Annotated in this window: 24 protein-coding genes; 15 read left to right on the forward strand and 9 right to left on the reverse strand. The window is 64.7% G+C overall.

The window, feature by feature from the left end:
- Positions 1–25: 25 nt before the first annotated feature.
- Positions 26–805 carry a spirocyclase AveC family protein gene (locus ACOI2T_RS11285; protein WP_409501273.1) on the forward strand — a complete coding sequence of 260 codons (780 nt, stop codon included), beginning with the start codon at positions 26–28 and terminating at the stop codon, positions 803–805.
- Between the two features lie 10 nt (positions 806–815).
- Positions 816–2,006 (forward strand): cytochrome P450, encoded by a 1,191-nt coding sequence (locus ACOI2T_RS11290; RefSeq protein WP_409501274.1) that lies wholly within the window; start codon positions 816–818, stop codon positions 2,004–2,006.
- Positions 2,007–2,059: 53 nt separating this feature from the next.
- Here ACOI2T_RS11290 and ACOI2T_RS11295 read toward each other — a convergent pair whose 3' ends face one another.
- From ACOI2T_RS11295 to ACOI2T_RS11315, 5 genes are all read right to left on the reverse strand, one after another.
- Positions 2,060–2,401, reverse strand: coding sequence for a hemophore-related protein (locus ACOI2T_RS11295; protein ID WP_085143735.1), 342 nt, complete (start codon positions 2,399–2,401; stop codon positions 2,060–2,062).
- A 133-nt stretch (positions 2,402–2,534) separates the two neighbouring features.
- Positions 2,535–3,896: a cytochrome P450 gene (locus tag ACOI2T_RS11300; RefSeq protein WP_409501275.1), complete on the reverse strand. Its 1,362-nt coding sequence runs from the start codon at positions 3,894–3,896 to the stop codon at positions 2,535–2,537.
- Between the two features lie 56 nt (positions 3,897–3,952).
- Positions 3,953–4,144, reverse strand: a complete 192-nt coding sequence (locus ACOI2T_RS11305; RefSeq protein ID WP_085143733.1) for a ferredoxin — start codon at positions 4,142–4,144, stop codon at positions 3,953–3,955.
- A gap of 43 nt (positions 4,145–4,187) precedes the next feature.
- Positions 4,188–5,048, reverse strand: coding sequence for a mycofactocin-coupled SDR family oxidoreductase (locus ACOI2T_RS11310; protein WP_409501276.1), 861 nt, complete (start codon positions 5,046–5,048; stop codon positions 4,188–4,190).
- 24 nt (positions 5,049–5,072) lie between these two features.
- A complete protein-coding gene (locus ACOI2T_RS11315) occupies positions 5,073–5,774 on the reverse strand; it encodes an SDR family NAD(P)-dependent oxidoreductase (RefSeq protein ID WP_085143731.1) in 702 nt (233 codons plus the stop codon).
- Between the two features lie 266 nt (positions 5,775–6,040).
- On the opposite strand from ACOI2T_RS11315, the gene ACOI2T_RS11320 reads away from it, so the two are divergent.
- Genes ACOI2T_RS11320 through ACOI2T_RS11375 form a run of 12 tightly spaced genes read left to right on the forward strand, consistent with a single transcriptional unit; the run spans position 6,041 to position 20,740 of the window.
- On the forward strand, positions 6,041–7,513 hold the full coding sequence (locus tag ACOI2T_RS11320) for an aldehyde dehydrogenase family protein (RefSeq protein ID WP_409501878.1): 1,473 nt from the start codon (positions 6,041–6,043) through the stop codon (positions 7,511–7,513).
- Positions 7,510–8,718 (forward strand): CaiB/BaiF CoA transferase family protein, encoded by a 1,209-nt coding sequence (locus tag ACOI2T_RS11325; RefSeq protein ID WP_409501277.1) that lies wholly within the window; start codon positions 7,510–7,512, stop codon positions 8,716–8,718. The genes ACOI2T_RS11320 and ACOI2T_RS11325 overlap by 4 nt, the downstream gene beginning before the upstream one ends.
- 12 nt (positions 8,719–8,730) lie before the next feature.
- Positions 8,731–9,906, forward strand: a complete 1,176-nt coding sequence (locus tag ACOI2T_RS11330) for an OB-fold domain-containing protein (RefSeq protein WP_409501278.1) — start codon at positions 8,731–8,733, stop codon at positions 9,904–9,906.
- Positions 9,903–11,072: a thiolase C-terminal domain-containing protein gene (locus ACOI2T_RS11335; protein ID WP_409501279.1), complete on the forward strand. Its 1,170-nt coding sequence runs from the start codon at positions 9,903–9,905 to the stop codon at positions 11,070–11,072. The genes ACOI2T_RS11330 and ACOI2T_RS11335 overlap by 4 nt, the downstream gene beginning before the upstream one ends.
- Positions 11,062–11,859, forward strand: coding sequence for an MlaE family ABC transporter permease (locus ACOI2T_RS11340; RefSeq protein ID WP_085143727.1), 798 nt, complete (start codon positions 11,062–11,064; stop codon positions 11,857–11,859). The genes ACOI2T_RS11335 and ACOI2T_RS11340 overlap by 11 nt, the downstream gene beginning before the upstream one ends.
- Before the next feature lie 3 nt (positions 11,860–11,862).
- Positions 11,863–12,720 carry an MlaE family ABC transporter permease gene (locus tag ACOI2T_RS11345; protein WP_067847678.1) on the forward strand — a complete coding sequence of 286 codons (858 nt, stop codon included), beginning with the start codon at positions 11,863–11,865 and terminating at the stop codon, positions 12,718–12,720.
- 17 nt (positions 12,721–12,737) lie between these two features.
- Positions 12,738–14,012: an MCE family protein gene (locus ACOI2T_RS11350; protein ID WP_409501280.1), complete on the forward strand. Its 1,275-nt coding sequence runs from the start codon at positions 12,738–12,740 to the stop codon at positions 14,010–14,012.
- Positions 14,009–15,034, forward strand: coding sequence for an MCE family protein (locus ACOI2T_RS11355; RefSeq protein ID WP_409501281.1), 1,026 nt, complete (start codon positions 14,009–14,011; stop codon positions 15,032–15,034). Before ACOI2T_RS11350 ends, ACOI2T_RS11355 begins: the two co-directional genes overlap by 4 nt.
- A complete protein-coding gene (locus tag ACOI2T_RS11360; RefSeq protein WP_409501879.1) occupies positions 15,034–16,119 on the forward strand; it encodes an MCE family protein in 1,086 nt (361 codons plus the stop codon). Before ACOI2T_RS11355 ends, ACOI2T_RS11360 begins: the two co-directional genes overlap by 1 nt.
- Positions 16,119–17,630, forward strand: a complete 1,512-nt coding sequence (locus ACOI2T_RS11365) for an MCE family protein (protein WP_409501282.1) — start codon at positions 16,119–16,121, stop codon at positions 17,628–17,630. Before ACOI2T_RS11360 ends, ACOI2T_RS11365 begins: the two co-directional genes overlap by 1 nt.
- A complete protein-coding gene (locus tag ACOI2T_RS11370) occupies positions 17,627–19,000 on the forward strand; it encodes an MCE family protein (protein ID WP_409501283.1) in 1,374 nt (457 codons plus the stop codon). Before ACOI2T_RS11365 ends, ACOI2T_RS11370 begins: the two co-directional genes overlap by 4 nt.
- Positions 19,001–20,740 (forward strand): MCE family protein, encoded by a 1,740-nt coding sequence (locus ACOI2T_RS11375; RefSeq protein ID WP_409501284.1) that lies wholly within the window; start codon positions 19,001–19,003, stop codon positions 20,738–20,740.
- 154 nt (positions 20,741–20,894) lie between these two features.
- On the opposite strand, the gene ACOI2T_RS11380 is transcribed toward ACOI2T_RS11375, so the two are convergent.
- Both ACOI2T_RS11380 and ACOI2T_RS11385 read right to left on the reverse strand, forming a co-directional pair.
- A complete protein-coding gene (locus ACOI2T_RS11380; protein ID WP_409501285.1) occupies positions 20,895–22,442 on the reverse strand; it encodes an IS1182 family transposase in 1,548 nt (515 codons plus the stop codon).
- Between the two features lie 137 nt (positions 22,443–22,579).
- Positions 22,580–23,089 (reverse strand): Rv2253/PknI dimerization domain-containing protein, encoded by a 510-nt coding sequence (locus ACOI2T_RS11385; RefSeq protein ID WP_409501286.1) that lies wholly within the window; start codon positions 23,087–23,089, stop codon positions 22,580–22,582.
- Positions 23,090–23,324: 235 nt separating this feature from the next.
- Between ACOI2T_RS11385 and ACOI2T_RS11390 the strand changes: the two genes are divergently transcribed.
- A complete protein-coding gene (locus ACOI2T_RS11390) occupies positions 23,325–23,672 on the forward strand; it encodes a hypothetical protein (RefSeq protein WP_409501880.1) in 348 nt (115 codons plus the stop codon).
- A gap of 87 nt (positions 23,673–23,759) precedes the next feature.
- Here ACOI2T_RS11390 and ACOI2T_RS11395 read toward each other — a convergent pair whose 3' ends face one another.
- Together ACOI2T_RS11395 and ACOI2T_RS11400 are read right to left on the reverse strand one after the other, a co-directional pair.
- Positions 23,760–24,188 carry an Rv2576c family protein gene (locus tag ACOI2T_RS11395; protein WP_409501287.1) on the reverse strand — a complete coding sequence of 143 codons (429 nt, stop codon included), beginning with the start codon at positions 24,186–24,188 and terminating at the stop codon, positions 23,760–23,762.
- A 3-nt stretch (positions 24,189–24,191) separates the two neighbouring features.
- On the reverse strand, positions 24,192–24,635 hold the full coding sequence (locus tag ACOI2T_RS11400; RefSeq protein ID WP_409501881.1) for a hypothetical protein: 444 nt from the start codon (positions 24,633–24,635) through the stop codon (positions 24,192–24,194).
- Positions 24,636–24,731 lie beyond the last annotated feature (96 nt).

Below are 24,731 nucleotides of genomic sequence, written 5' to 3' on the forward strand. Positions count from 1 at the left end.
GTCGTCCCGACTCGGAGGAGGATCGGTGAACGTCCAGTTCCTGATCAACGCCGGGGTCGCATTCGCCTACGTCACCGGTTTGGGATTTCTTGCGACCGGTATCTACTTGAGCTACCGGCGCGGACGGCTGCATCCCTTGCTCCTGCTGTGCATTTCGGCGCTCTCGTTCTCCTGGATCGAGGCGCCGTATGACTGGGCGATGTATGCGCAGTTCCCGCCGGCGCTCCCGCGCATGCCGTCGTGGTGGCCACTCAACATGACGTGGGGCGGCCTGCCGTCGGCGGTACCCGTCGGCTATATGGGCTACTTCGTGCTGCCCGCCATCATCGGTGCGGCACTGGGGCGCTGGGTGTGTCGGACACGGCAGTGGCATCGTCCGCAGACACTACTGGTGGTGGGCTTCGCGGTCGGGTTCTGCTGGGCGTTGTTCTTCAACGCGATCATCGGGGCACGGCTCGGCCTGTTCTATTACGGCTATGTGATCGAGGGACTGGCGCTGTGGGAGGGCACCAAGCACCAGTACCCGGTCTACGACGCCATCGCGATGGGTGTGCAGATGATGGTGTTCACCTATCTGCTGGGCCGCACCGACTCCGACGGCCGCAACGTCATCGAGATGTGGGCGGACAAGGTCTCCAAGACCCGCCTGCAATCGGCGCTGGTGTCCGTTCTCGCGGCGATCGTCGTCGGACACGCCGTCTACGCATCGGTTTTCGCGCCGCATCTGGTGACGAAGCTCGGTGGGTGGGTGACGGAAGGCCCCACCGAGCAACTGTTCCCCGGCGTCCCCAATCAACCCAGATAGCGAGCAGGCTGTGTCAGTCGACCCGACGACCGAGTTGTATTACGACCCATTCGATTACGACATCGACGATGATCCCTATCCGGTGTGGAAGCGGATGCGAGCGCACGCCCCGTTGTACTTCAACGACAAGTACGGGTTCTACGCGCTGAGCCGCTACGACGACGTCGCGCGCGCCCTGCCGGATTGGGAGACCTATCGGTCGGGTCGCGGCACGACCGCCGACATCTTGTTCAGCGGCATCGACGTGCCGCCCGGGATCCTGCTGTTCGAGGACCCGCCGCTGCATGATCTGCACCGGCGCCTGTTGTCGCGCGTGTTCACTCCTCGCCGGATGCTGGCCGTCGAAGACCTGGTACGCGGATTCTGTTCGCGCGCATTGGATCCGCTACGCGATGCCGATGGCTTCGATTTCGTCACCGACCTGGGCGCCATCATGCCGATGCGCACCATCGGCTACCTGTTGGGCATTCCGGAAGACGGCCAACAACAAATTCGCGATCTCACCGACCGCAGCATCACGTATGAGTCCGGCGATGTCAGCGCGACGGTGTTCGCCGATTCGCTCGCGATGTTCGCCGACTACATCGAGTGGCGTGCGACCCATCCCTCCGACGACTTGATGACAGAGCTGCTCAATGCGGAAGTGGAGGAATCGGACGGAAGCCGGCGTCGGCTCGAGCGCACCGAGGTGCTCGCGTACACCGCGATGATCGCCGGCGCCGGAAACGAGACCACCGCGCGGCTGATCGGGTTCATGGGCCAACTGCTCGGCGAACATGCCGAGCAACGGCATGAACTCGTCGCGGATCCGTCGTTGATCCCCGCGGCGGTGGAGGAGACGCTGCGGTATGAGCCGCCGTCACCGGTACAGGCGCGGTACGTGGCCATCGATGTCGAACTCTACGGACACACGGTCGCCGAAGGGTCGTACATGCTGCTGCTCAATGGATCGGCCAATCGCGATGACTCGCGGTATACCGACCCGGACCGCTTCGACATCCACCGCAAAGGCGGTCATCTCAGCTTCGGGCAGGGGCTGCACTTCTGCCTCGGTTCGGCTCTCGCCCGGCTGGAAGCCCGCGTCGCATTCGAGGAGGTCTTCAACCGGTGGACCGATTGGGATGTCGACTACGACAACGCGCGCCGAGCGCGCACGTCGAGTGTGCGAGGGTGGGCCCAACTGCCGGTCAAGACCCGGTGAAAACAGATGTCCCCGGAATCAGGCGATCCCGGGGACATCTGGAAATGCACGGCTCAGTAGTTGTTACAGCTACCCGCGATGGACTGGATCGGGCCGAAATACTGCGCAGCCATGGGGCTGCCCTGCAGCTGTGTCACAGTCCGCTGGCGTTCCGCGGGTCCCGAGGCCAGGAAGCTGCGCAGCGCACTCTGTGCGAACGGCGACGCGTTGAACTGCTGGGCGAGCGCGGGCTCTTGCGCGTTGAGCGCGGCCATGACCTGTTCGTACGTGCAAGTCGTGTTGACGACCGCCCCGAAGTCGGGCTCCGCGGATGCGACACCGACCGAGAAGGGCAGGGCCGCCAAGGCGAACCCACCTGCCGCGATTGCCAGTTTCATGCGTGACAGCTTCACCATGTGTCGCCACCCCCATTCCGTCCGCCCGCAGGCGGTGAGTTTGCTCAGACGTCTACGAGACCCGACCTCGTTCGAGGTTAACAGGCCGCTGCGACAATCCGCTGACTCTCGATCTTGACCAGGGAGGATGGCTTCAGTCGATGACGGCGCGGTCCTTGCGTTCGGTGATCGGCCGGGCGAGTTCCTGCTCGTCGCAGATCCGCTGAAGCTTCTCCAGCGTCTCGTCGAGCCCGGGTCCGAGCGGCTTGCTGGGGGTGAAGGTGGCAGGCAGATTGCGCATGCCCTGAATGACGCCGATGGTGTCGTAGTGCACCGTGCCCTCGGGGTCGCACACGTAGTCGGGCATCCGGTCGAGTACCGCGGTGAGCATGGATTTGAACACTGTGCGGGCCACATTGGACCCCACGCAGCGGTGCACACCGATGCCGAAGCTGAAGTGCCGGTTGCCCTTGCGATCCATCACGATCTCGTTGGGCTTTTCGAACACCGACGGGTCCCGGTTGGCCATGGCCCACGACAGCCACAGGCGTTCGTACTTCTTGAACTTGTGGTCTTCGACCTCGACGTCCTCGGCGAACGTGCGGCCGTCGCCCGGGGCGGGGGTGAAGAACCGCAGGAATTCCTCGGTGGCGGGATGCAACAGCGTGTCCCGTTCCCGGCTGAGCCGTTCCCGTTCGTCGGGATGCTCGCCGAGCCATTCCAGGGCATGTGCCGTGAGTGCGGTGGTCGTGTCGAATCCGCCGCCGATGATCAATCCGAGGTTGCCCAGGATCTCCATGTCGGGCGCGGGCTCACCGTCGATGCGCAACTGCAGCAGGGCGTTCACCAGACCCGGACGCGGGTTCTGGCGGATCTCCATCATGTTGTTGATGAGATCGATGCCCATCTCGCGGTGCTGCTCGTTGATCTTTTCCCGTTCGGGCGCGTGTTCTGGGGTGTACACCGAGGCATGGGTGGGCTCGCTGTAGACGTTCCACTTCTTGAGTTCGATGCCCATCATCGCCAGGGTGAACACCGCGGGCACCACGTTCGCGAGGTGTTCGACGAAGTCGATGTGACCAGACTCGATGTGCTCATCGAGTGCGGCGCGCGTGATCTCGTCGACGAACGGTTCCCACCGTTTGATCGCCGCGGGGGAGAGGTACGGGTTCAGCGCACCCCGGTAGGCACTGTGTTCGGGCTCGTCCATCTCCAGGATGCCGCCGCGAACCACCGTGGCGCGGCTGGCCTTCGGGATGGTGATGCCCTGGAAGGGCGTCTCGCCGCTGATGTCGTGGTGATTGGAAACCACGGGACAGCGCGCCAACTCGAACACGTGCTTGCTGTCGGCGGCGACCCAGTGCCCGTTGTACGCATCGGTCCACGCCATCGGGCACCGGGACTGCATCTCCTCGGTGATCTTCTCGAACTGCAACCGGTATTCCGGCGTGTGCCGGTCGAAGTGATAGGTGTTCTTCTTGCGGTCGTCGTCGGTCGTGACATCCTGGATGCTCACGGCGTTGTCTCCCTTGGTATTCGGGCGGGCATAGGACGGCGATCTGTTGCCCTCGGCTATTCGAGGACGATGGCCTGCTCCGGGCAGGAGTGTGCGGCTTCCTTGACGGCGTCTTCCTGATCGGCCGGCACCACCTCGGAAACGGGGGAGGCGTGGCCGTCGACGTCGTCGAGCTCGAACGAATCAGGCGCGATCATCGAGCACAGGGTGTGGCCCTGGCAGCGTTGTCCGTCAACTGAGACCTTCACAATCGTCAACTCCTTCTACACCGGTGAAATCCGTTGCGGCGCATCACACGTGGTAGTCGTACCACTTGAGGTAGCCGCCGGCGTCGACCCGCAGCTGCATGCCGGTGACGTACCGCGACTCGTCGGAGGCCAGCCACAGCACCGCGTTGCTGATGTCCTGCGGCTCGATCCAGGGCACCTTCATGGCCTGCTGGACGTAGAACACCGGCTCGGCATCGGCTTTCGTCGGGTGCTCCAGGTCCGGCCGGAACGAGCGGTACATCGGTTCGCTCTGCAGCATGTCGGTGTTGCAGTTGGTCGGATGGATGACGTTGGCCCGGATACCGCGCACCGCCACCTCGGTGGCCAGGTAGTGCACGTATTCGGAGATCATCCGCTTGGAGACCATGTAGCCCATGCCTCCGGGATCGCCGCCCGGGTTGGGCTTGTTGTGGGCGTCCATCAGGGCCGCGGCCGACGCGGTCGCGATGATCGACGCGCCCTCGTTCAGGTGGGGCAGCGCGACCTGGATGGCGTTGATGGTTCCCACCAGGTTGGTGTTGATGCCGTCGGTCCAGGCCTGCAGCGGGGGCTGGCCCTTCATCGCCGCGACACCGGCCTGGGCGACCACGATGTCGACCTTCCCGAATTCGGCGAGCCCGGCGTCGAGCGCTTCCTTCAGTTGGTTCTCGACCCGCACGTCGGCCTGCGCGGTGACGATGCGGCGGCCCGTCTTCTCGACGAACCGGGCGGTTTCCTCGAGGTCCTCGGGTTTGGCCATCGCATAGCCGACCGTGTCGACGTCCTTGCACATGTCGACGGCGATGATGTCGGCGCCCTCTTCGGCCAGCCGGATCGCGTGGCTGCGGCCCTGGCCACGCGCGGCCCCGGTGATGAACGCGACCTTGCCTTCTACACGTCCCATGTAAATGTCCTCCCTGCCTGTCGGTTAGGTGTTGCGGCCGCCGTTGACGCCCAGAATCTGCCCGGTGATGTATCCGGCTTCCTCGGAGATCAAGAAGGCGCATGCGGCGGCGATGTCTTCTGGCCTGCCGATCCGGCGCACCGGTGTCTGTTGGATCTGCTGCTCGGTGTCACCGAGGAATCCGCGCTCCTCGGCTTTCCGCAGCATCGGGGTGTCGATGAAGCCGGGTGGTACGGCGTTGACCGTGATGCCGTTGGGCCCGTATTCGAGCGCAAGGCTCTTGGTCAGCCCGTTGACCGCAGATTTGGCCGCGACGTACGGCGACATGAAGGGCTGGCCGGAATGCGTGCTGGAGGACGAGATGTTGACGATGCGGCCCCAGCCGGCCTCGATCATGTCCGGCAGTACTGCCTGGACGCAGTGGTAGACGCCGTTGAGGTTGACGTCGATCACGCGTTGCCATTTCTCGAACGAGATGTCGGTGAAGCGTTTGAAGCAGTCCAGCCCGGCCGCGTTGACCAATACCGAGATCGGGCCCAATTGCGCACGGACGGCGTTGAGCGCGGTATCGACCGCGGCGCGATCGGTGACGTCGGCGACATGGGCGAACTCGTCGTCTGACGGCTGCAGATCCAATGTCGCCACATGAAGCCCGTCGGCGCGCAGGCGCGCTGCGATGGCCGCGCCGATCCCCGATCCCCCTCCGGTCACGACGGCGTTCTTCACGACAAACCTCCGGGCGCTGGGGGGAACCCGGGTCTCTCAACCATCAAGAATCATCCTTCCGATTATGAGAACCGTACTCTCGGAGCTGTAGATCTCGCAAGATCTGAGCCCGTCCCGCATGGCACCTGGATATGGGCGGGAACGGCCCCGAATAGGGCATGACTAGCCGGTCTAGCTTTCGCTTGTGTTCTCATGTGGCGAATGTATGATTCGCCGGTGATGAGAATGAAGTTTCCATCACACTCGCTGATCGGCTGAGGAGGATGATGCAGGAAACGCCGACGATCGCGGACGTACGCCAGGCTGACCGGAGGCTGTTGATCGGCGGTGAGCTGCGGGATACGCCGCGGACGTTCCCCTCGATCAACCCGGCAACCGGAGACGTTCTCGGTTACGCGCCGGACGCGACCGTCGCCGACGCCGCGGCCGCGGTCGCCGCGGCACGCGACGCCTTCGACAACACGGACTGGTCGACCAACACCGAACTGCGCATCCGCTGTCTCGAGCAGTTCCATCAGGCGCTGATCGACCATCGCGACGAACTGGCCGCACTGACCATCGCCGAAGTGGGGGCCACCGCCGCGCTGTGCGCGGGTGCGCAACTCGATCAGCCGGTCGACATCGTCCGGTACTACGCCGAACTGCTCAAGACCTATCCGATGACCGAGGATCTCGGCAACATCGAGAGCCGGGGCGCTCAGCACCACCGCTGGGTAGAGAAGGAAGCAGGCGGCGTCGTGGCCGCGATCATCGCCTACAACTACCCGAATCAACTCGCGCTCGCCAAACTCGCTCCGGCACTGGCCGCGGGATGCACGGTGGTGCTCAAGAGCGCCCCCGACACCCCGCTGATCACGCTGGCGCTCGGTGAGCTGATCGCCAACCACACCGACATCCCGGCGGGCGTCGTCAACGTCCTGTCCGGCGCGGACCCAGAGGTCGGCGCCGTCCTCACCACGAGCCACGACGTCGACATGGTCACCTTCACCGGTTCGACGCCGACCGGCCGCCGGATCATGGCCGCCGCGAGCGAGACGCTCAAAAAGGTGTTCCTGGAGTTGGGCGGCAAGTCGGCCGCGATCGTGCTCGACGACGCCGACTTCAACACTGCCGCACTGTTTTCCGCGTTCAGCATGGTCACGCACGCCGGCCAGGGCTGCGCACTGACCTCGCGGCTGCTCGTCCCGGCCAAGCACAAGGACGAGATCGTCGAGCTGATCAAGAACAACTTCGGCCTGGTCCGATACGGGGATCCGGCCGATCCCAAGACCTACATGGGCCCGCTCATCAGTGAGAAGCAGCGCGACAAGGTCGACGGGATGGTCAAACGCGCGGTCGAGGCCGGCGCGACGCTCGTGACCGGAGGGGAGAAGGTCGAACCCGGGTTCTTCTACACCCCAACGCTTCTCGCGGACGTGGATCCCGACAGCGAGATCGCGCAGGAGGAGGTCTTCGGGCCGGTCCTCGCGGTCATCGCCTACGAGGACGACGACGACGCGGTCCGGATCGCCAACAATTCGATCTACGGGCTGTCGGGTGCGGTGTTCGGCAGTGAGGACCGCGCACTCGCGGTGGCTCGCCGGATCCGGACGGGAACGTTCTCGATCAACGGCGGGAACTATTTCAGTCCGGACAGTCCGTTCGGTGGCTACAAGCAGTCGGGCATCGGGCGGGAGATGGGCAAGGCCGGTCTCGAAGAGTTCCTCGAGACCAAGACGTTCGCACGGGTGGTGTCGTGACCGCGCCGCTGGAAGGCATCCGCGTCCTCGAGGTCGCGATGTACGGCTTCGTACCGTCGGCCGGAGCAGTTCTCGGGGAATGGGGAGCCGACGTCATCAAGGTCGAGCATGCCGTCACCGGCGATCCCCAGCGCGGCCTGCGCCAGACGGGTCCACTGCGGGTCGAGGGCGATCCCAACCCCAACATCGAACATGCCAACCGGGGCAAACGCAGCATCGGGCTGGACATGTCGGTGCCAGAGGGACGCGAGGTCCTGCTTGAACTCGCGCGGCGCGCCGACGTGTTCCTCACGAGTTTCCTGCCCGGGCACCGGCAGAAGTTCGGCATCGACGTCGACGACATTCGCGCGGTCAACCCGAACATCATCTACGCCAGGGGCAGTGCGCTCGGCCCGCGTGGCGAGGAATCGGTCAAGGGTGGCTACGACATGACCGCCTTCTGGTGCCGGGCCGGCACCGCGGCGACCATCACCCCGGCGGGGATGGAGGGGATGATCGCGCCGCCGGGACCGGCGTACGGCGACACGATCTCGGGAACCAACCTGGCAGGCGGCATCGCCGCGGCCCTGCTCAAGCGCGAACGGACCGGTGAACCTTCAGTCGTCGACGTGTCGCTGCTCGGCAGTGGCCTGTGGTCGATGGGCCACACCGTGGCGCTGACCCAGCACCTGAACCAGCTGATGGTCACACCGCCACCCGGCGTGCACGGCTCGCCGATCAACCCGCTCGTCGGGCTCTACGGGACCGCTGACGACCGCTACATCTCGTTCGTGATGATGCAGCCGACCAAATTCTGGGCCGACGTGTGCAAACACATGGATCTCGAGCGCTACATCGACGATCCGCGGTTCGCGACGGCGGAATCCTTCGCCGAAAGCACTCCGGCCGCAGTCGAGATCCTCACCGAGGCGATGAAGAAGCGGACTTTGCCGGAGTGGAGCGAGCGATTTGCGACACTGGCCGGGCCGTGGGCACCCGTGCAGGACACCTTGCAGGCCGGGCAGGACGCCCAGATCCGGGCCAACGAATATCTCGTGCAGGCAGGCGAACTCGAACTGGTGACCAACCCGGTGCAGTTCGACGTCACCGCGCCGCGCACGGGACCGGCGCCGGGATTCGCCGAGCAGACCGACGACATCCTGGTCGAACTCGGACTGGATTGGGACCGCATCATCGAGCTCAAGACGGCCGGCGCCGTCACCTAGTCCAGGTTCGTCATGCCGTACATCACGTCCATCGGGACTTACCTGCCGTGCTGGGGCACCCAGCACCGGCGGTCAGCCGGCGATGACGAAGACGCCATCACCCTGGCCGTCGAGGCCGGCCGGGCGGCGTTGAGTCCGGGTGGTGCCGTCGAGCGGGTGGTGCTGGTCAGCCGTGATCTTCCGCTGGTGGAAAGCAGTAACGCGGCCGTGCTGCTCGCCGGTCTCGGCCTCGATCCGGAGCTCGAGGTGAACGAACGTCTCGGCGGTGCGCCCGCCACCCTCGACGCGGTGAGCTCGGCGCGACCGCGCACGCTGATCATCGGCGTCGACCTCGACCCGGCGGGGGCGGCGGCGATCCTCACCGCGGAGGACGGACTGCGGGTGCGGACCGCGGCACGGGTTGCGCGCAGCCTGCCGGTGCGAACCCGCAATGTGGGCGGCGTCGTGCACGATTACGGCGATCCGCGGCTGCTGCACGAGCGCGGCCTGTTGACCTCACTGGCGGCGGCCTGGCTGGACACGCCGGTGCAACTGGCCGGGGTTGATCATGACAAGGCCGTGGAGTTGTGTCAGGGCACTCCGCGTCAATTACCAACTACCGGAGCAAGTTCTGGCTTATTTGCCCTCGCGTCATTGGCCGAGTCGGATACCATCGGCCCCTTGGTTGCGGTCGAGCAGGCAAGCCTGTCAGGTGTCACCGTCGCGGGCGGCACGGCACAGGTGATCCGAAATGAGCGGGAGGTGCGCCAGATGCCCGAGGGCACGGTTACTCCCGGTGCGGACCTGCAGATCTCGCTTGCGGCGTACGAGCGTGCGTTCGAGGCCAAAGTTCGTTGGGAGGCAGGGCAATACGCCGGATCACCGGGTGATCTGGACTTCCCGCCCCGCTTCCGCGTCGGCGCGGACGGGACGCTGAGCACCGAGTACGAGCTCGTACCGCTGCCGCGGACGGGGACGGTCTACACCGAGGTGACCGTCCAGATCCCGGTTCCCGGCCTGCGCACGCCGTACTCGCTCGTCATCGTCGAACTCGACGGTGTCGGCGTCCGTGCGCTCGTGAAAGTCACCGGGGCCGAGCCAGGTTCGGTCGACATCGGCGACCGGGGCCGAATGGTGTTGCGTCGCATCGCCGTCCGGTCCGGTGTGCCCGACTACGGTTATGCATTCCAGCCGGAGATGGCGGCGTGAGGCGCGTCGCCGTGGTCGGCGCCGGGATGACGCCCTTCGCCGAGCATTTCGCACTCGGCATCAAAGATCTGTTGCCCGTGGCGTTCTCGGAGTGTGCTGCCAGTGTCGACAAGGGCATCGACCGGGACGACATCGACGCGGCGTGGTTCGGGGCGATGGGAACGACGGACGGGTTTCCGTCCGGTGTCCTCGCCGACACGCTCGGGCTGACCGACATCCCGGTCACCCACATCGAGAATTCCTGTGCCACCGGCAATGATGCGGTGCGCAACGCGTTGTACGGCATCGCGTCGGGTGCGGCGGACGTCGCGTTGGTGATGGGTGCCGACAAGCTGCGTGAGGTTGCGACCAACAGCATGCTGTGGGGCTGGGAGGCCCAGACCCGCGACATGGCGTGGGACTACCCGCTCGGGCTGGTCGCCCCGGCCGGCTTCGCCATGCATGTCCGGCGCTATCTGCACGAGTCGCCGGCCACCCGCGAACATCTCGCGATGATCGCGGTCAAGAACCACCGCAACGCGGTCGACAATCCGAAGGCGCGGTTGCGTTTCGAGATCACCGTCGAGCAGGCGCTGTCCGCCCCGATCGTGGTGAACCCGTTCGGGCTGTATGACTGTGCGCCGCAGAGTGACGGTGCGGCGGCCCTGGTGCTCGCCGCCGAGGACGTCGTCGACAGGTTCACCGACCGCCCGGTGTGGGTCCGTGGCGTCGGGCTCGGCCTCGACTCGGTGATGTATCCGCACAAGCCCGACATGACGACGTTTCCGGCCACCGTCCGTGCGGCCAAGCGGGCGTTCGGCATGGCCGGTCTGACACCGGGCGACATCGACGTCGCCGAGGTGCACGACTACTTCACCGGTATCGAGCTGATGAGCTACGAAGATCTCGGATTCGCCGACCGCTTCGAGGCGCACAAGCTCGTCGAGACCGAGGTCACCAGCATGGGCGGAGCGCTACCGGTGAATACCAGCGGTGGGCTCAAGGCCAAGGGTCACCCGCCGGGTGCGACGGGCGTAGCGCAGTGCGTCGAACTGTTCGAGCAGTTGCGCGGGGAGGCGGCCAACCAGGTCGACGGGGCACGAATCGGTCTGGCCCACAACATCGGCGGACCGACAGCGGTGTCGGCGGTCACCATCTTGGAAGGACCACACGCCAATGGCAGATAGATGGTCGATCGGCGTGCCCCTGGTGCGTAACATGTCCGGGCCGATGCAGGCCGTCGGGGCCCTGTTCGCGATGTCGCTCGACGCGATCCGGTTCGCGTTCCGACGGCCGTTCCAGGGCCGGGAATTCCTGGACCAGTGCTGGTTCGTCGCGCGGGTTTCGATGGCGCCGACACTTCTGGTGGCGATCCCGTTCACGGTGCTCGTGTCGTTCACGTTGAACATCCTCTTGCGCGAGCTCGGCGCGGCCGACCTGTCCGGTGCGGGTGCGGCATTCGGCGCCGTCACCCAGCTGGGGCCGATGGTGACGGTGCTGATCGTGGCGGGCGCCGGCGCGACCGCCATGTGCGCCGACCTGGGGTCGCGCACCATCCGCGAGGAGATCGACGCCATGGAGGTGCTCGGCATCAATCCGGTGCAGCGGTTGGTGACACCGCGGATCCTCGCCTCCGGCCTGGTCGCGTTGCTGCTGAACAGCTTGGTGGTGATCATCGGCATCTTGGGCGGCTACGTGTTCTCGGTGTTCATCCAGGATGTGAACCCGGGAGCGTTCGCGGCGGGCATCACACTGCTGACCGGCGTGCCCGAGGTGATCATCTCCTGTGTCAAGGCCGCGTTGTTCGGGCTGATCGCGGGTCTGGTCGCGTGCTATCGAGGTCTGACGATCGTCGGTGGCGGCGCGAAGGCGGTGGGCAACGCGGTCAACGAGACGGTGGTGTATGCGTTCATGGCGCTGTTCGTCATCAACGTGGTGGTCACGGCCATCGGCATCCGGATGACGGCGAGCTAGCGCATGGGTACGACGACGATTCTGCGGAGCACCTACCCGCGGCTGGCCCGGCAGTTCACCAAGCCGGTCTCGACGTTGAGCCGGGTCGGCGACCACACCCTGTTCTATGTCAAGGCGCTTGCCGGCACGCCGCACGCCGCGATCCACTACCGCAAGGAACTCGTGCGGTTGATCGCCGAGATCTCCATGGGTGCGGGCACATTGGCGATGATCGGCGGCACCGTCGTGATCGTGGGGTTCTTGACGCTCGCGACCGGTGGTGTCCTGGCGATCCAGGGTTACTCGTCGCTCGGCAATATCGGCATCGAGGCACTGACCGGATTCCTCGCGGCATTCATCAACGTCCGGATCGCAGCCCCCGTGGTGGCCGGCATCGGCCTGGCCGCGACGTTCGGTGCGGGCGTGACCGCGCAGCTCGGTGCGATGCGGATCAACGAGGAGATCGATGCGCTCGAATCGATGGCGATCCGGCCGGTCGAGTATCTCGTGAGTACGCGCATCGTGGCCGGAATGATCGCGATCACCCCGCTGTACGCGATTGCGGTGATCCTGTCGTTCCTCGCATCGCAGTTCACGACAGTGGTGCTGCTCGGCCAATCCGGTGGCCTCTACGACCACTACTTCAACACCTTCCTGAACCCGATCGACCTGTTGTGGTCGTTCCTGCAGGCGGTGCTGATGGCTCTCACAATCCTTCTGATACACACCTATTTCGGGTACTTCGCCTCGGGCGGACCCTCCGGTGTGGGGGTGGCCGTGGGTAACGCGGTGCGCACGTCGCTGATCGTCGTGGTGTCGGTGACGCTCCTGGTGTCACTGTCGGTCTACGGCTCCAACGGAAACTTCAACCTGAGCGGCTAGCGGGCAGGGAGAACACAGTGACACGTAACATCGGCCCGGGCCCGGCCCACCGGTCCGAAACCACCAGCGCGGCAGCGCCGGTCGCGGCGCGGCCGGGACGCAGCTTCGGGGCGAGCGGTTATGCGCGTCCGCTGGCGGGTCTGGGGACGGTGGTCGTCGTCGGCCTGATCATCGCGCTGGCGGTCGCCCTGTTCCGCGGGAGCTTCACCAAAACCGAACCCGTCACCGTGATCTCGGATCGCGCCGGTCTGGTGATGAACCCGGACGCCAAGGTCAAGATGCGCGGCGTGCAGGTGGGTACGGTGTCCTCGATCGAGTCGTTGCCGGACGGCCGGGCGGCGCTGCGCCTGGAGATGGATCCCTCGCAGCTGCGCCTGATACCCGGAAATGTGCGGGCTGACATCGCGTCGTCGACCGTATTCGGTGCGAAGTTCGTCAATCTCGTCGCACCTGAGAATCCGTCCGGGACCATACAGCCGGGACAGGTGCTGGAGGGCGAGCATGTCACCGTCGAGATCAACACGGTGTTTCAACAGCTCACTCGGGTGCTGGACAAGATCGATCCCGCCAAGCTCAACGAAACACTTGGCGCTATCTCATCGGCCTTCTCCGGGCGTGGCGAGAAGATGGGGCAGACGCTGACGGATTTCGAGGCCTTGCTCGCGAAGCTGGAACCGAGTCTGCCGAACCTGTCGCATGACATCGAGGCGATGTCTACGGTGTCCAACGCCTATGGCGACGCAGCCCCCGATCTGTTGCGGACCGTCGACAACACCAACCGCCTCAGCGAGACCATCGTCGACCAGGAGAAGAACCTCGACAGTTTCCTGGTCAGCATGATCGGGTTGGCCGACATCGGCAACGAGGTCGTCGGCGGAAACCGGCCCGCACTGAGCAAGACCCTTGAGCTGCTGACGCCCACCACCGATCTGCTCAACGAATACTCGCCGGCGCTCGAATGCTCGCTGCAGGGCATGATCACCGTCAAGAATCAGCCGCCGGCAATGGATCCGGGCATCGTCGTCCAGTTGGCGTTCACCCTGGGCGTCGAACGCTACCGGTACCCGCAGAACCTGCCCAAGGTCGCGGCCAAGGGTGGACCACACTGCATGGGGCTGCCTAATGTCGGCTTCGGGAACCGAGCGAAATACCTTGTGACCGACACCAATGCCAACCCCTGGCAGTACGGCAACCAGGGCATCCTGCTCAACTCCGACGGTCTCAAGCAGTTGCTGTTCGGGCCGCTGGACGGTCCTCCGCGCAACACCGCACAGATCGGACAACCGGGATGACGCGCGGCAGAAGCACATTCCTGAAGTTCGGGGCGTTCGCCATTGTGATGGCGGTACTCACAGCGTTCCTGTTCATGACGTTCTCCGAGTACCGCGGTGGCACCTACTCGAGCTACTCGGCGGTGTTCAAGGATGCCTCGCGACTGGAGGCCGGTGATTCGGTGCGCGTCGCCGGCGTTCGGGTCGGCACGGTCAAAAGTGTGTCGCTGCAACCGGACAAGTCGGTGCTGGTCGAGTTCGACACCGACCGCAGTGTCGCATTGACCACCGGAACCAATGCCGCCGTGCGGTATTTGAACCTGGTTGGTGACCGCTACCTGGAGTTGCTCGACACGCCTGACTCGACCCGGCTTCTGGCGGCTGGTTCCCAGATCCCGGTGGAGCGTACGCAGAGTGCGCTGGACCTGGACCTGCTGCTCGGTGGCCTGCGCCCAGTGATCCAGGGGCTCAACCCCCAGGACGTCAATGCGCTGACGTCCTCGCTGGTCAACATCTTCCAGGGCCAGGGGGACACCCTGGATTCACTGATGAGCAAGACCTCCTCGTTCTCCAACACCCTGGGCGACAACAACGAGGTCATTCAGCAACTGATCGACAACCTCAACCAAGTGGTCGGCACCCTGAACAAAGACGGCGACAAATTCTCGGCCACCATCGATCGGTTGGAGAAGTTGGTCAGCGGCTTGTCGGAGGACCGCGATCCAATCGGCAATGCGATCACCTCCATCGACAACGGCACCGCATCCATGGCCAGCCTGCTCACGCAGGCGCGCCCGCCGCTAGCTGGCACCGTCGATCAGCTCAATCGGCTCGCGCCACTGCTCGATGACAATAAGGCGGTCCTTGATCGTGGTCTGCAGAAGGGCCCCGACAACTACCGCAAGATGGCGAGGCTCGGGGCATACGGCAGCTGGATCATGTACTACGTCTGCGGGATCAACTTGCGCGTCACCGACCTTCAGGGTCGGACCGCAGTCTTCCCCTGGATCAAACAAGAAGGCGGGAGGTGCGCAGAGCCCTGATGCTCAAGTACCGCGAATCCAAACTGATCAAGGCCGGCTTCATCGGCACCGTACTGATGATCTTGGTGATCGCCGTCGGCCTGCAGCCCGAGCGGTTGGCCCAGTGGGCGACATCGGTGCGCCACCAGGCGCTGTTCACCGAGGCCGGCGGGATCGCAGTTGGTAACGACGTGACCCTGTCGGGTATCAAAGTCGGTTCGGTCACGGGCATCTCGTTGGACAACGGCGATGCGCTGATCACCTTCACCATCGAGGGGAAACAGGAACTCGGCTCGCTGACCACCGCGCACATTCGCACCGGCTCGCTGCTGGGTGAGCGGGTATTGACGCTGGAGCCCGCGGGCAGCGGCACGCTGCGGTCGACAGACGTCATACCGACTTCGCGGACCTCGTCGCCCTATTCGCTGACCGATGCGGTCAGCGAGTTGACCACCAACACCGCGGGAACCGACACCGCGTCGCTCAACCAGTCGCTGGACACCCTCTCGGGCATCATCGATCAGCTGGCCCCGCGGCTCGGCCCGACGTTCGATGGTCTGAGCCGGTTGTCGAAATCCATCAACGGCCGCAACGAGAGCCTGGCCAGCCTGCTCAAGAGCGCCGCCGATATCACCGGCGTCCTCTCCGCGCGCAGCCAGCAGCTGAACACGTTGATCCTGAACGCAAACGACCTACTTGGCGTGCTCAACGATCGTCGGCAGGCAATCGTGGACCTACTGGCGAACACCGCGGCCGTCTCCCAACAGCTCACTGGGCTGGTCGCCGACAACGAGCAGGAGCTGGCGCCCACCTTGGAGCGGCTCAACCGGGTAACCGAGATCCTCGAGAAGAATCGCGACAACATCAACAAGATGCTTCCGGACATGAAGAAGTTCTGGCTGGCTCAAGCCGAAACACTGGCGAATGGCCCGTACTACAACGCGTTCGTGCCAAATTTGTTGGTAAGTCAGGCCATGCTGCAACCGTTCATGGACTACGCCTTCGGGTTCCGACGCGGCAACAACGCCGGTCAACCGCCGGACAATGTCGGACCGCGAGCGGAGTTCCCGTTTCCCTACAACGGAATTCCCGGAGGTTCGCGCTGATGAACCGCAAGCGACTGATCACCGGTTTGGCGGTGGCGCTGGTGGCGTTGCTTGTCGCGGGGACGGCAGTCCTGGTGCGCCAGTTGTTCTTGGCGCCGAGAACCATTTCGGCCCTGTTCACCTCGGCCACCGGCATCTATCCCGGCGACGACGTCCGGGTGTCGGGGGTGAAGGTCGGCACCATCGAGGCGATCGACCCGGAGGGCACTCAGACCCGGTTGACTCTCAGTGTCGACCGGAGCGTGGACATTCCGGCAGAGGCGAAGGCCATCATCGTCGCGCAGAACCTGGTCGCGGCCCGGTACGTGCAACTCACACCGCCCTATCGGTCGCAGGGGCCGACGATGTCCGACGGCGCGGTCATCGGGCTGGACGACACCGCGGTGCCGGTGGAATGGGACGAGGTCAAAGAGCAGCTGATGCGCTTGTCCACCGAACTGGGCCCGAAGAACGGTGTGGAAGGCACCTCGATGTCGCGCTTCATCGACAGCGCCGCCAAAGCCATGGATGGCAACGGGGTGAAGCTGCACGAGACCATCTCGCAGCTGTCCGGGGTGGCGCGAATCCTCGCCGAAGGCAGCGGCAATATCGTCGACGTCATCAAGAATCTGCAGATCTTCGTCACCGCGCTTCGGGACAGCAACGTTCAGGTGGTGTCATTCCAGAACCGACTGGCCACACTGACCAGTGTGATCGACGGCAGCCGTTCGGATCTCGATGCGGCGTTGAGAGAACTGTCGACTGCGGTCGTCGAGGTGCAGCGGTTCGTCGCGGGCAGCCGCGCCCAGACCTCCGAGCAGGTGCAACGGTTGGCCAACGTGACCCAGATCTTGGTCGACAACAAGATGAATGTGGAGAACCTGCTGCATATCACACCGAATGCGTTGGTCAATGCGTACAACATCTACAACCCCGACACCGGAAGCCCGGTGGGCCAGTTCGTGTTGCACGGTTTCTCCAACCCAGTGCAGTTCATCTGCGGTGCCATCGGGGCCGTGGAGAACACGACGGCGCCCGAGACGGCGAAACTGTGCGCGCAGTACCTCGGCCCGGCGTTGCGGCTGTTGAGTTTCAACAACTTTCCGTTTCCGATCCAGCCGTACCTGGCACCGTCAGCCAATCCGGAGAACATTGTCTATTCGGAACCTGGCCTGGCGCCCGGCGGTGGCGGAGGGTCGCCGGAGGTGCCCGACAATCCGATTCCGCCGTCTCAGTCGGCCTATGTGCCGGGACCAACGCCTCCACCGCCGTTCACGGGTCGCCCACCGGGAACCCCGCCACCAGGTGCCCAGCAGATGCTTCCGGGCGCTCCACCGGTGGTCCAGCCCAATGTGCCGTCCTCGCTGCGGGACATGCTCAATCCGGCGACCGTTGCACCGGGTCCGGCACCCGGGCCGTTACCGGCCGAGGCTCCGTTCGCGCCGGCGGCAGGTTCGGCTCCTGGCGCTGACACCGGGCTTGCCCCGGCCGATACACCGCCACTTCCGGCAGAGGGGATGCCACCGGCATGATCAGCGGAAAGCAGCTGCGGTTGTCGATCATTGCTGGCTCCTGCGTTGCGCTGGCCAGCGGTTGCGCCTTCCAGGGCGTCAATTCGCTGCCGCTGCCCGGCGCGGTGGGGCGCGGGCCGGAGTCCACCGTCTACCACGTCGAGATCGCCAATGTGGCTACGCTGGAACCGAATTCGCCCGTGATGATGGACGACGTCGTCGTGGGCAGCGTGCGCAGCATGTCGGTCAGGGACTGGCATGCCGACGTCGAATTCTCGGTGCAACCCGGTGTGGTGGTGCCGGCCAACGTGGTGGCCAGCATCGGGCAGACCAGCTTGCTGGGTTCGATGCACCTCGCGATCAACGCACCGCTCGGGAAGGAGGCGGAGGGCAGCCTGCCGCCGGGCTCGACGATTCCGTTGAACAACGCCTCGACCTACCCGACCACCGAGCAGACGCTGTCCTCGTTGGCTGCCGTGGTCAACGGTGGCGGGCTGGGTCAGGCCGGCGAGATCATCCACAATTTCAGTGCCGCGCTCAACGGTCGAGACACCGATATCCGCAACCTGCTCACCCGGTTGGATACGTTCGTGGGGACCCTCGACGCGCAGCGCGACAGCATCGTGGACTCAATTCACTCGCTCAACCGGCTGGCATCGACGTTCGCCGGTCAACGTGACGTCATCACCCGTGCGCTGCAGAAGATCCCGCCGGCGATGGATGTGCTGATCAAGGAGCGGCCGCGGCTGACCGCAGCCCTGCAGAAGCTCGGAACCTTCAGCGACACGGCCAACAGATTGGCCAACGAATCGCAGGAGGACCTGGTGCGTAACCTGCGCAACTTGGAGCCGGCGATTGCGGCGCTCGCCGATGTGGGACCGGAACTGCCCAGCGTTCTCGAGTTCGCAGCGCACTATCCCTTCACCCAGGGCTTCATCGATCGGGATATCCGCGGTGACTACTTCAACCTGTTCGCCACCATCGACCTGACCATCCCGCGGCTGAAGCGCAGTCTCATGCTCGGAACCCGCTGGGAGCAGGAGAACGCCGAGCTCGTTCCGGCTCCGGGCGATCCCTCCTGGCTGAACTACACCTACGACCCGCTCAAGACCGGCGTAAATCCACCACCGCCGGATGCATTCCCGCCGGAGCCGGAACCGGCACCGGTTGATACTGCGGCTGCGGCGGGCCCACCGCCCCCGTATGCGGGCCCGGTGCTCCCGGTGGTCCCGCAGCAACCGCTCGCGTTGACGGGCGGCGCACCGCCGCCGCCGACATCTCCATCGGGTCAGCCGGGGCAGATATTTGCCGGACCATATGCAGCCCAACCGAATTCGTCGGTTCCGGCTCCCGCAGCCCCACCGGCTCCGACGACAGGGGGTGGCGGATAAATGCTCACGCGTTTTGTCCGAACTCAGTTGATTCTGTTCACCATCGCGTCGGTTGTCGGGGTCGCAGTGATGTTGTTCGCCTACATGCAGGTGCCGACCCTGCTCGGAATCGGCCGGATCACGGTGAAGTTGGAACTGCCCGCCACAGGTGGGCTTTACCAGTTCAGCAACGTGACCTATCGGGGTTCGCAGATCGGTAAGGTCACCTCAGTTGAACTGACCGGGAGAGGCGCCGAGGCGACGTTGTCGCTGGATCGCTCTCCGAAGGTCCCGGCCGATTTGAAGGCTGCCGTCCGCAGTATGTCGGCGGTCGGTGAGCAGTACGTGGACCTGCTGCCGCGTACCGATTCTGGCCCGTATTTGCAGGACGGCTCAGTGATCTCGGTGGACAACACCGAGGTGCCGCAGCAGGTCGGTCCGATGCTCGATCAGCTCAGTGCGCTGGTGGACACCATTCCCAAGGATTCGCTGAGCAAGCTGCTCGATGAGTCGTACAACGCGTTCAACGGCACCGGCTACGACTTCGGCTCGCTGCTGGACTCGGCATCGACCATCACCAACGACGCCAACAAGATCTCCGACCAAACCCGCCAGCTGATCGACGATTCCGGGCCGTTCCTGGATGCGCAGGCGCAGACTGGCGATTCAATCCGCACTTGGGCCGCCAGCCTGGCCGGCATCACCGGCCAGATGGTTGCAAACGACGCGCAGTTCCGGTCCGTTCTGCAGAATGGTCCGGGCTTCGCGCAGGAGACCTCTCGTCTGCTCGACCAGATCAAGCCCACTTTGCCTGTGTTGCTGGCGAATATGACCACCCTGGGACAGGTGCTCGTGACCTACAACGCATCGGTCGAGCAAGTGCTGGTACTCTTCCCGCCGTACGTTGCCCAGACACAGACCTATCTGCCGGGCAATAGCCCGTCGGGTATGCCTGACGGCGAATTCTCGTTGGGCCTGGGTGATCCGAACTCGTGCACGGTCGGATTCCTGCCGCCGTCGGCATGGCGGGCGCCGACCGATGAGTCGATCATCGACACCCCGGACAACATCTACTGCAAGCTGCCGCAGGATTCTCCGATCGCGGTGCGCGGTGCACGTAACTATCCATGCATGGAGCACCCGGGCAAGCGCGCCCCCACCGTGGAACTGTGCAACGACCCTAGGGGCTACCAACCCTTGGCGCAGCGTCAGCACACTCTCGGCCCGTACCCCTTCGACCCGAACCTCGTCTCGCAAGGGATTGCACCAGACTCCCGAGTGGAACTGGACGACAACACCTTCGGGCCGCTGGAGGGCACGCCGCTGCCACCGGGTGTGGCCGTGCGGCCGAACGCGCCGCTGCCGGAACCGCAAGGGCCCCCGAGCTTCCCGGCCATGGGTCCGGGACCGCTTCCGCCGGGACCGTTGACCTTTCCAGAACCCCCGGTCCCGGGGCAGGCGCCACCGCCTGCGCCGAATCTGGATACCGTACCGATACCGCCGGCGGATCTACCGCGGGAGGTTCCGGTGCCACATGGTCCGCCGGCGGGTACGCCGATCGACCCTTCGGCTCCACCGACGTCCATGGACCCGGTGATCGCACCCTCCGGATTCTCCGGCGGTCAGCCGAGCGGACCGTCGTTAGCGATTAGTAAGTACAACCCACGCACCGGTCAGTATCAGGGTCAGGACGGCCTGCTCTACAAGCAGACCAACCTGATCGGCGAGGCGAACACCTGGCAGGACATGCTGCCGATCTAGGAGTCTGCTGAATTAGTGGGTTTTGGGGGCGGGGCGTCTCAAGCGCTCAGTGGCGCGTGGTTGAAGTCAGACCCGGAGGTCGACATTGACGAGATCGCCCCGCCGATATCGAGGGTGACATCCGTAGTTGGGGGTGACAAGACAACCCGCGGTGTCAGGCGATTGCCCATGCAGTGCCGGTGTGGTTCAACCCCATCGTGAGCAGGCGGCGCAGGTTCAACGCGGCGCTGCGGTGGTGCAGCCACTGATCGTTCTTCGCCACGCCGCGGTAGCGAACCTTGCGATTGTTGCGGGTCAACCAGGCGATCGAGCGTTCCACCATGGGTCGGTGCTGGCGGTACTCGGCCTGCCATTTGGGTGTGCGCGCCATTGCCCGTGCTGCGCGTAGATGATGTTCGTGTTCACTGATGGTGAGTTTGCGTCCACGCTTGGCGGTGGTGTACTGAGTCCGTAAAAGACATGAGCGGCAGTGCTTTTCAAATTTGGCGCCGCCGCTGGGCGTGATCGCGACGGTGTGCTCGGCTGGGCAGGTCACGGTGCGGGCGTCGAAGTCGATGCTGAAGTCGTCGCTGGTGAATCCGCCGGGCACCGGTGTCCGCAGCGGTATCGGCTTGATCACCGCGAAGTCCTTACGTGCGGCCAGTGCGGCCCGCGCGGCCCCGGTGCCGTAGGCCGAATCACCCAGCACCCGCACCGGAGACTGCTCGTCGTCGAGCAGGGCCAGTCCGACGACCGCTTCGTGGTTGTCTGGGCCATTGGCCCTGGTCAGGACGCAGTCAGTGATGATCCCGGTGTCGGGTTCGACGGCGATATGGGCCTTGAAGCCGTCCTGGCGGCGATGCACCGTCTTATGGGCATGGCGGGCTTCGGGATCCACGGTAGAGATCACCCGATCCGGGGCCACCTTCTGCGCGATCTGCCAGTGCCCGTCGGTGCCATCAGATCCCTCCACGGGTTCGACATCTTGGCCGGCGATCAACGCCAACAACGCCACCGCCTGGGCGGCCCGCGGCCCGAGTTCCTGATCAGGCAGATGCCCCAGCAGCCGGTGCGCGTCGCCAACCAACCCGTCGACCAGCAGGTCGCGGGCAGCCTTGTCGTTCCACGCGATCGCCGGTTTGCCTGGATCGTCGTAATTGTGGGCGCTGCAGTGAGCCTCGATGACCGCAGCGGCGGCGGGAATCTCACGGCGCACCTGGCGGATCGCGGCGATCAACTGCGTCACGGTGTCTTGAGTGGCCACCGCGTCGTCGAGGACCGTGGAATCCAAGGCTCGCCGCGTCTTGCCCGCCAGCACCCCGGTCTGCGCCACGACGGCTTTGACCGCCTCAAAGATCCGGTTCGGCCGCTGCGAGGCCGCCAGCCGGCGCCGCCAATAGGTCAACGTCGTGGAGTGAAACGCCGGCGCGGTAATCGGCAACCCGCAGGCGGCTTTCCAGCGCAGATCAAACGTCACCGCCTCCACGGTCTCGTTATCGGAGAGCCCGTGCAGGGACTGCAGCGTGATCACCGAGGCCATCACCTCAGCCGGCACGCTGGGTCGGCCCCGCCGCGACGGGAACAAATCGGCGAACATCTCCTCGGGAAACAACTGGCCCCGATGAGCCGCCAGGAACGCAAACATGCTGTCGGACTTCAGAAGATGCCCGGCAACCGACTCGGCATCCAACAACTCACGCTGATCATCAGATCGACCCTGCACCCACCAATCATCGGCGAAAACCCCAGCACAACCACCCCCGCCACGCGGGATTAATTCAGCAGACTCCTAGTCGACGCCGACCAGAACCGGCCACGGCCTGGCCCGCGGCCGGTTGTGTTGTGCAGAAGCGGTTTTCGCTAGATCTTCTTCATGTAGAAGGGCGCGCGGATGGCAGGCCACTGATTGCGGCCACACGATCCGCTGGGGCCGGTGGTCTGCTGCTCTCCGGTGTACTCGTTCGACGACAGGTCCACATGCCCGTCGAAGCCCACCGGATAGAGCTTGTATACCTGCAGGCCTTCGATGGGTGTGCCGTCGGCACAGAACCGCCATTCCGGGACCGAACGCTTGACGTAGTAGAGCCCGTTGACCGTGTAGATCGGGGCCGACCAACCCTGGTCGCTGGTGACAGTGCCGGCACAGTCGGTGGGGGATATGCATTCGGTGGCGACAGTCCAGTTTTGCCGCTCCGAGGGTTGGTCCTCATAGCGTTCGTTGACCTTGGCCCAATCGCCGTTGACCGATGTGGCGAATGTTCCGTTGATACCCCAGCTGCCGGGGTCCGCGCCGGCGGGTGCGGCGCCGAGACCGACCATCGTGGTCGAGGCGACGACCGCTGCGGTGGCGATTCTCGTAGCTGCCGGCATGCACCAACTCCTCTGCTCGAAAGCGCTATTCTCAGATTTGGAGAATATCAGTCGCGCCAGTGGCGGCCCTTCGATTCGAGGGACGTTTGTCAGCTTCACGAGGCGGCCGCTTAAACTTGCTCTCATCCGCGTGAGTAATCTTCTCAGAGATAGAGAATTTCGTTTCCAAGTGTGGGAAAGTGGCAGGGTGCGCGTGATAGCGGCGGCGACGGCCGCTTCAGCAATTTTCGCCGGAATGATGGCTGCCCCGCCGGCGAATGCCGGACCTCAAGCCTGCAACGACGCGTATTGCGTGCCCGGTATCAGGCCGAACGTGGTGCTGGGCTCCTATTGCGACAACACCACCTATTTCGTCTTCGGGGTGGCCGTGGCCGGCCCGTCGATCCGGCCCGGCCGACTGGTGTTCTGCGGTTCGCCCCGCCGGTACGAGCCACGCTGGTTCCGTTCTCCTCCGATGGCAGGAATCCGGGATGAGAACACGCCCTGCTCGACCGAGCTGAATATGGTCGCCCAGGCCCCTGATGGTCTGTTCCTCACCTGCGTTCCCATGAACGGCGACGCGCTGTGGCGCCGTGGGGACTGAATTCTCTGGCAACTGGAACCACAACGCGAGTACAAGCACTGAGCCAGAGCCTTGAGGCTCAGGCGTTTTGGTGCCCGGGTCGTGCATTCACCAGTTGCGTAGCGAGCACAGCGCGCCCTTGTTGCCGCTGTTGGTCTTGACGACAGCACCGTCGACCTCGAGTCGGCAGTGGAACCGTGGCGGTTCAATACTCGGCGCGTCGCCACTCTGCACGGTGACCATGGCCCAGGAGTCTGGATCGGCCAGCATCGCGTCGTACACCCAGGGCTGGTTCGGCCCGATGTCGGCTTCCGCCTTTGGGCTGAACTGGTAGGGGTTGTGGCTGTAATCAGACCAGGTGGGCGGATCGGTGGCGCGGTAGTAGATCTCGGCCCAGAATGGGGCGTCTGCCGTCACGGTATATCGGACGTGATGTAGCGCCGGGGTATCGGCGGCCGCCGGGACCGCGACCGTCAATCCACCGCCGATCAACGTCAGCGCACCAGCGGCTGTGGCGAGGGCTGAGACGGGCCGCATCGATCACATCCTCGTCAGGGTGATGGGATAGGTGAATGAACCGCCCGGTGCGTTGTCGCACCCGACGTCGAAGGTTGAAACCATCTCGCCGGCCAGCGTATTGGCGTCCCAGCTGTAGACATCGTGGGTGGGAATGGTGGGACCGTAATAGATGTCGCCGCAGCGCAGCCCGAAGGGGTCATTGACAACAAAGGTGTAGCGACCGTCGACCAGATTGGCCTCGCCGGTGGGCTGCACGGCCTTGGCAATCGGCCTGGGGATCAGTCCCACGTTGAGGCAGTCGTGCCGTTTCGAGTTGTTCTCTCCTCGACACGGGGCAATGGCCGACAACACCCAGGTGTGGAAATCCCGCCGATCCGGGATGTGCAGGTCATAGTTGCCAAACGGCATGGCGGCGGAAGCGGGCGGCGCGAAGAGGACTGCTGCCGATACGAGAACGGCGCTCATCGCTGTGCTGAACAAGCCGGACTTCACGGGCCCCCTCCAGGTTTCGGAGCTGCTCGGCTGACTATAGAACGAGAACCAGCTCCAGCAGGCCGGAAC

The sequence above is a fragment of the Mycolicibacterium wolinskyi str. Jessa 2025 genome (assembly GCF_049241375.1).
Lineage (GTDB): Bacteria > Actinomycetota > Actinomycetes > Mycobacteriales > Mycobacteriaceae > Mycobacterium > Mycobacterium wolinskyi.

Bases quoted from the DNA above. Each gene is read 5' to 3' on its own strand.
- ACOI2T_RS11360 (WP_409501879.1), top strand. From the start codon at position 15,034: ATGCTCAAGTACCGCGAATCCAAACTGATCAAGGCCGGCTTCATCGGC.
- ACOI2T_RS11400 (WP_409501881.1), bottom strand. From the start codon at position 24,635: ATGAGCGCCGTTCTCGTATCGGCAGCAGTCCTCTTCGCGCCGCCCGCT.
- ACOI2T_RS11370 (WP_409501283.1), top strand. From the start codon at position 17,627: ATGATCAGCGGAAAGCAGCTGCGGTTGTCGATCATTGCTGGCTCCTGC.
- ACOI2T_RS11345 (WP_067847678.1), top strand. From the start codon at position 11,863: ATGGGTACGACGACGATTCTGCGGAGCACCTACCCGCGGCTGGCCCGG.
- ACOI2T_RS11390 (WP_409501880.1), top strand. From the start codon at position 23,325: ATGATGGCTGCCCCGCCGGCGAATGCCGGACCTCAAGCCTGCAACGAC.
- ACOI2T_RS11395 (WP_409501287.1), bottom strand. From the start codon at position 24,188: ATGCGGCCCGTCTCAGCCCTCGCCACAGCCGCTGGTGCGCTGACGTTG.
- ACOI2T_RS11330 (WP_409501278.1), top strand. From the start codon at position 8,731: ATGCCGTACATCACGTCCATCGGGACTTACCTGCCGTGCTGGGGCACC.
- ACOI2T_RS11320 (WP_409501878.1), top strand. From the start codon at position 6,041: ATGCAGGAAACGCCGACGATCGCGGACGTACGCCAGGCTGACCGGAGG.
- ACOI2T_RS11375 (WP_409501284.1), top strand. From the start codon at position 19,001: ATGCTCACGCGTTTTGTCCGAACTCAGTTGATTCTGTTCACCATCGCG.
- ACOI2T_RS11365 (WP_409501282.1), top strand. From the start codon at position 16,119: ATGAACCGCAAGCGACTGATCACCGGTTTGGCGGTGGCGCTGGTGGCG.
- ACOI2T_RS11310 (WP_409501276.1), bottom strand. From the start codon at position 5,048: ATGGGACGTGTAGAAGGCAAGGTCGCGTTCATCACCGGGGCCGCGCGT.
- ACOI2T_RS11355 (WP_409501281.1), top strand. From the start codon at position 14,009: ATGACGCGCGGCAGAAGCACATTCCTGAAGTTCGGGGCGTTCGCCATT.
- ACOI2T_RS11385 (WP_409501286.1), bottom strand. From the start codon at position 23,089: ATGCCGGCAGCTACGAGAATCGCCACCGCAGCGGTCGTCGCCTCGACC.
- ACOI2T_RS11340 (WP_085143727.1), top strand. From the start codon at position 11,062: ATGGCAGATAGATGGTCGATCGGCGTGCCCCTGGTGCGTAACATGTCC.
- ACOI2T_RS11295 (WP_085143735.1), bottom strand. From the start codon at position 2,401: ATGGTGAAGCTGTCACGCATGAAACTGGCAATCGCGGCAGGTGGGTTC.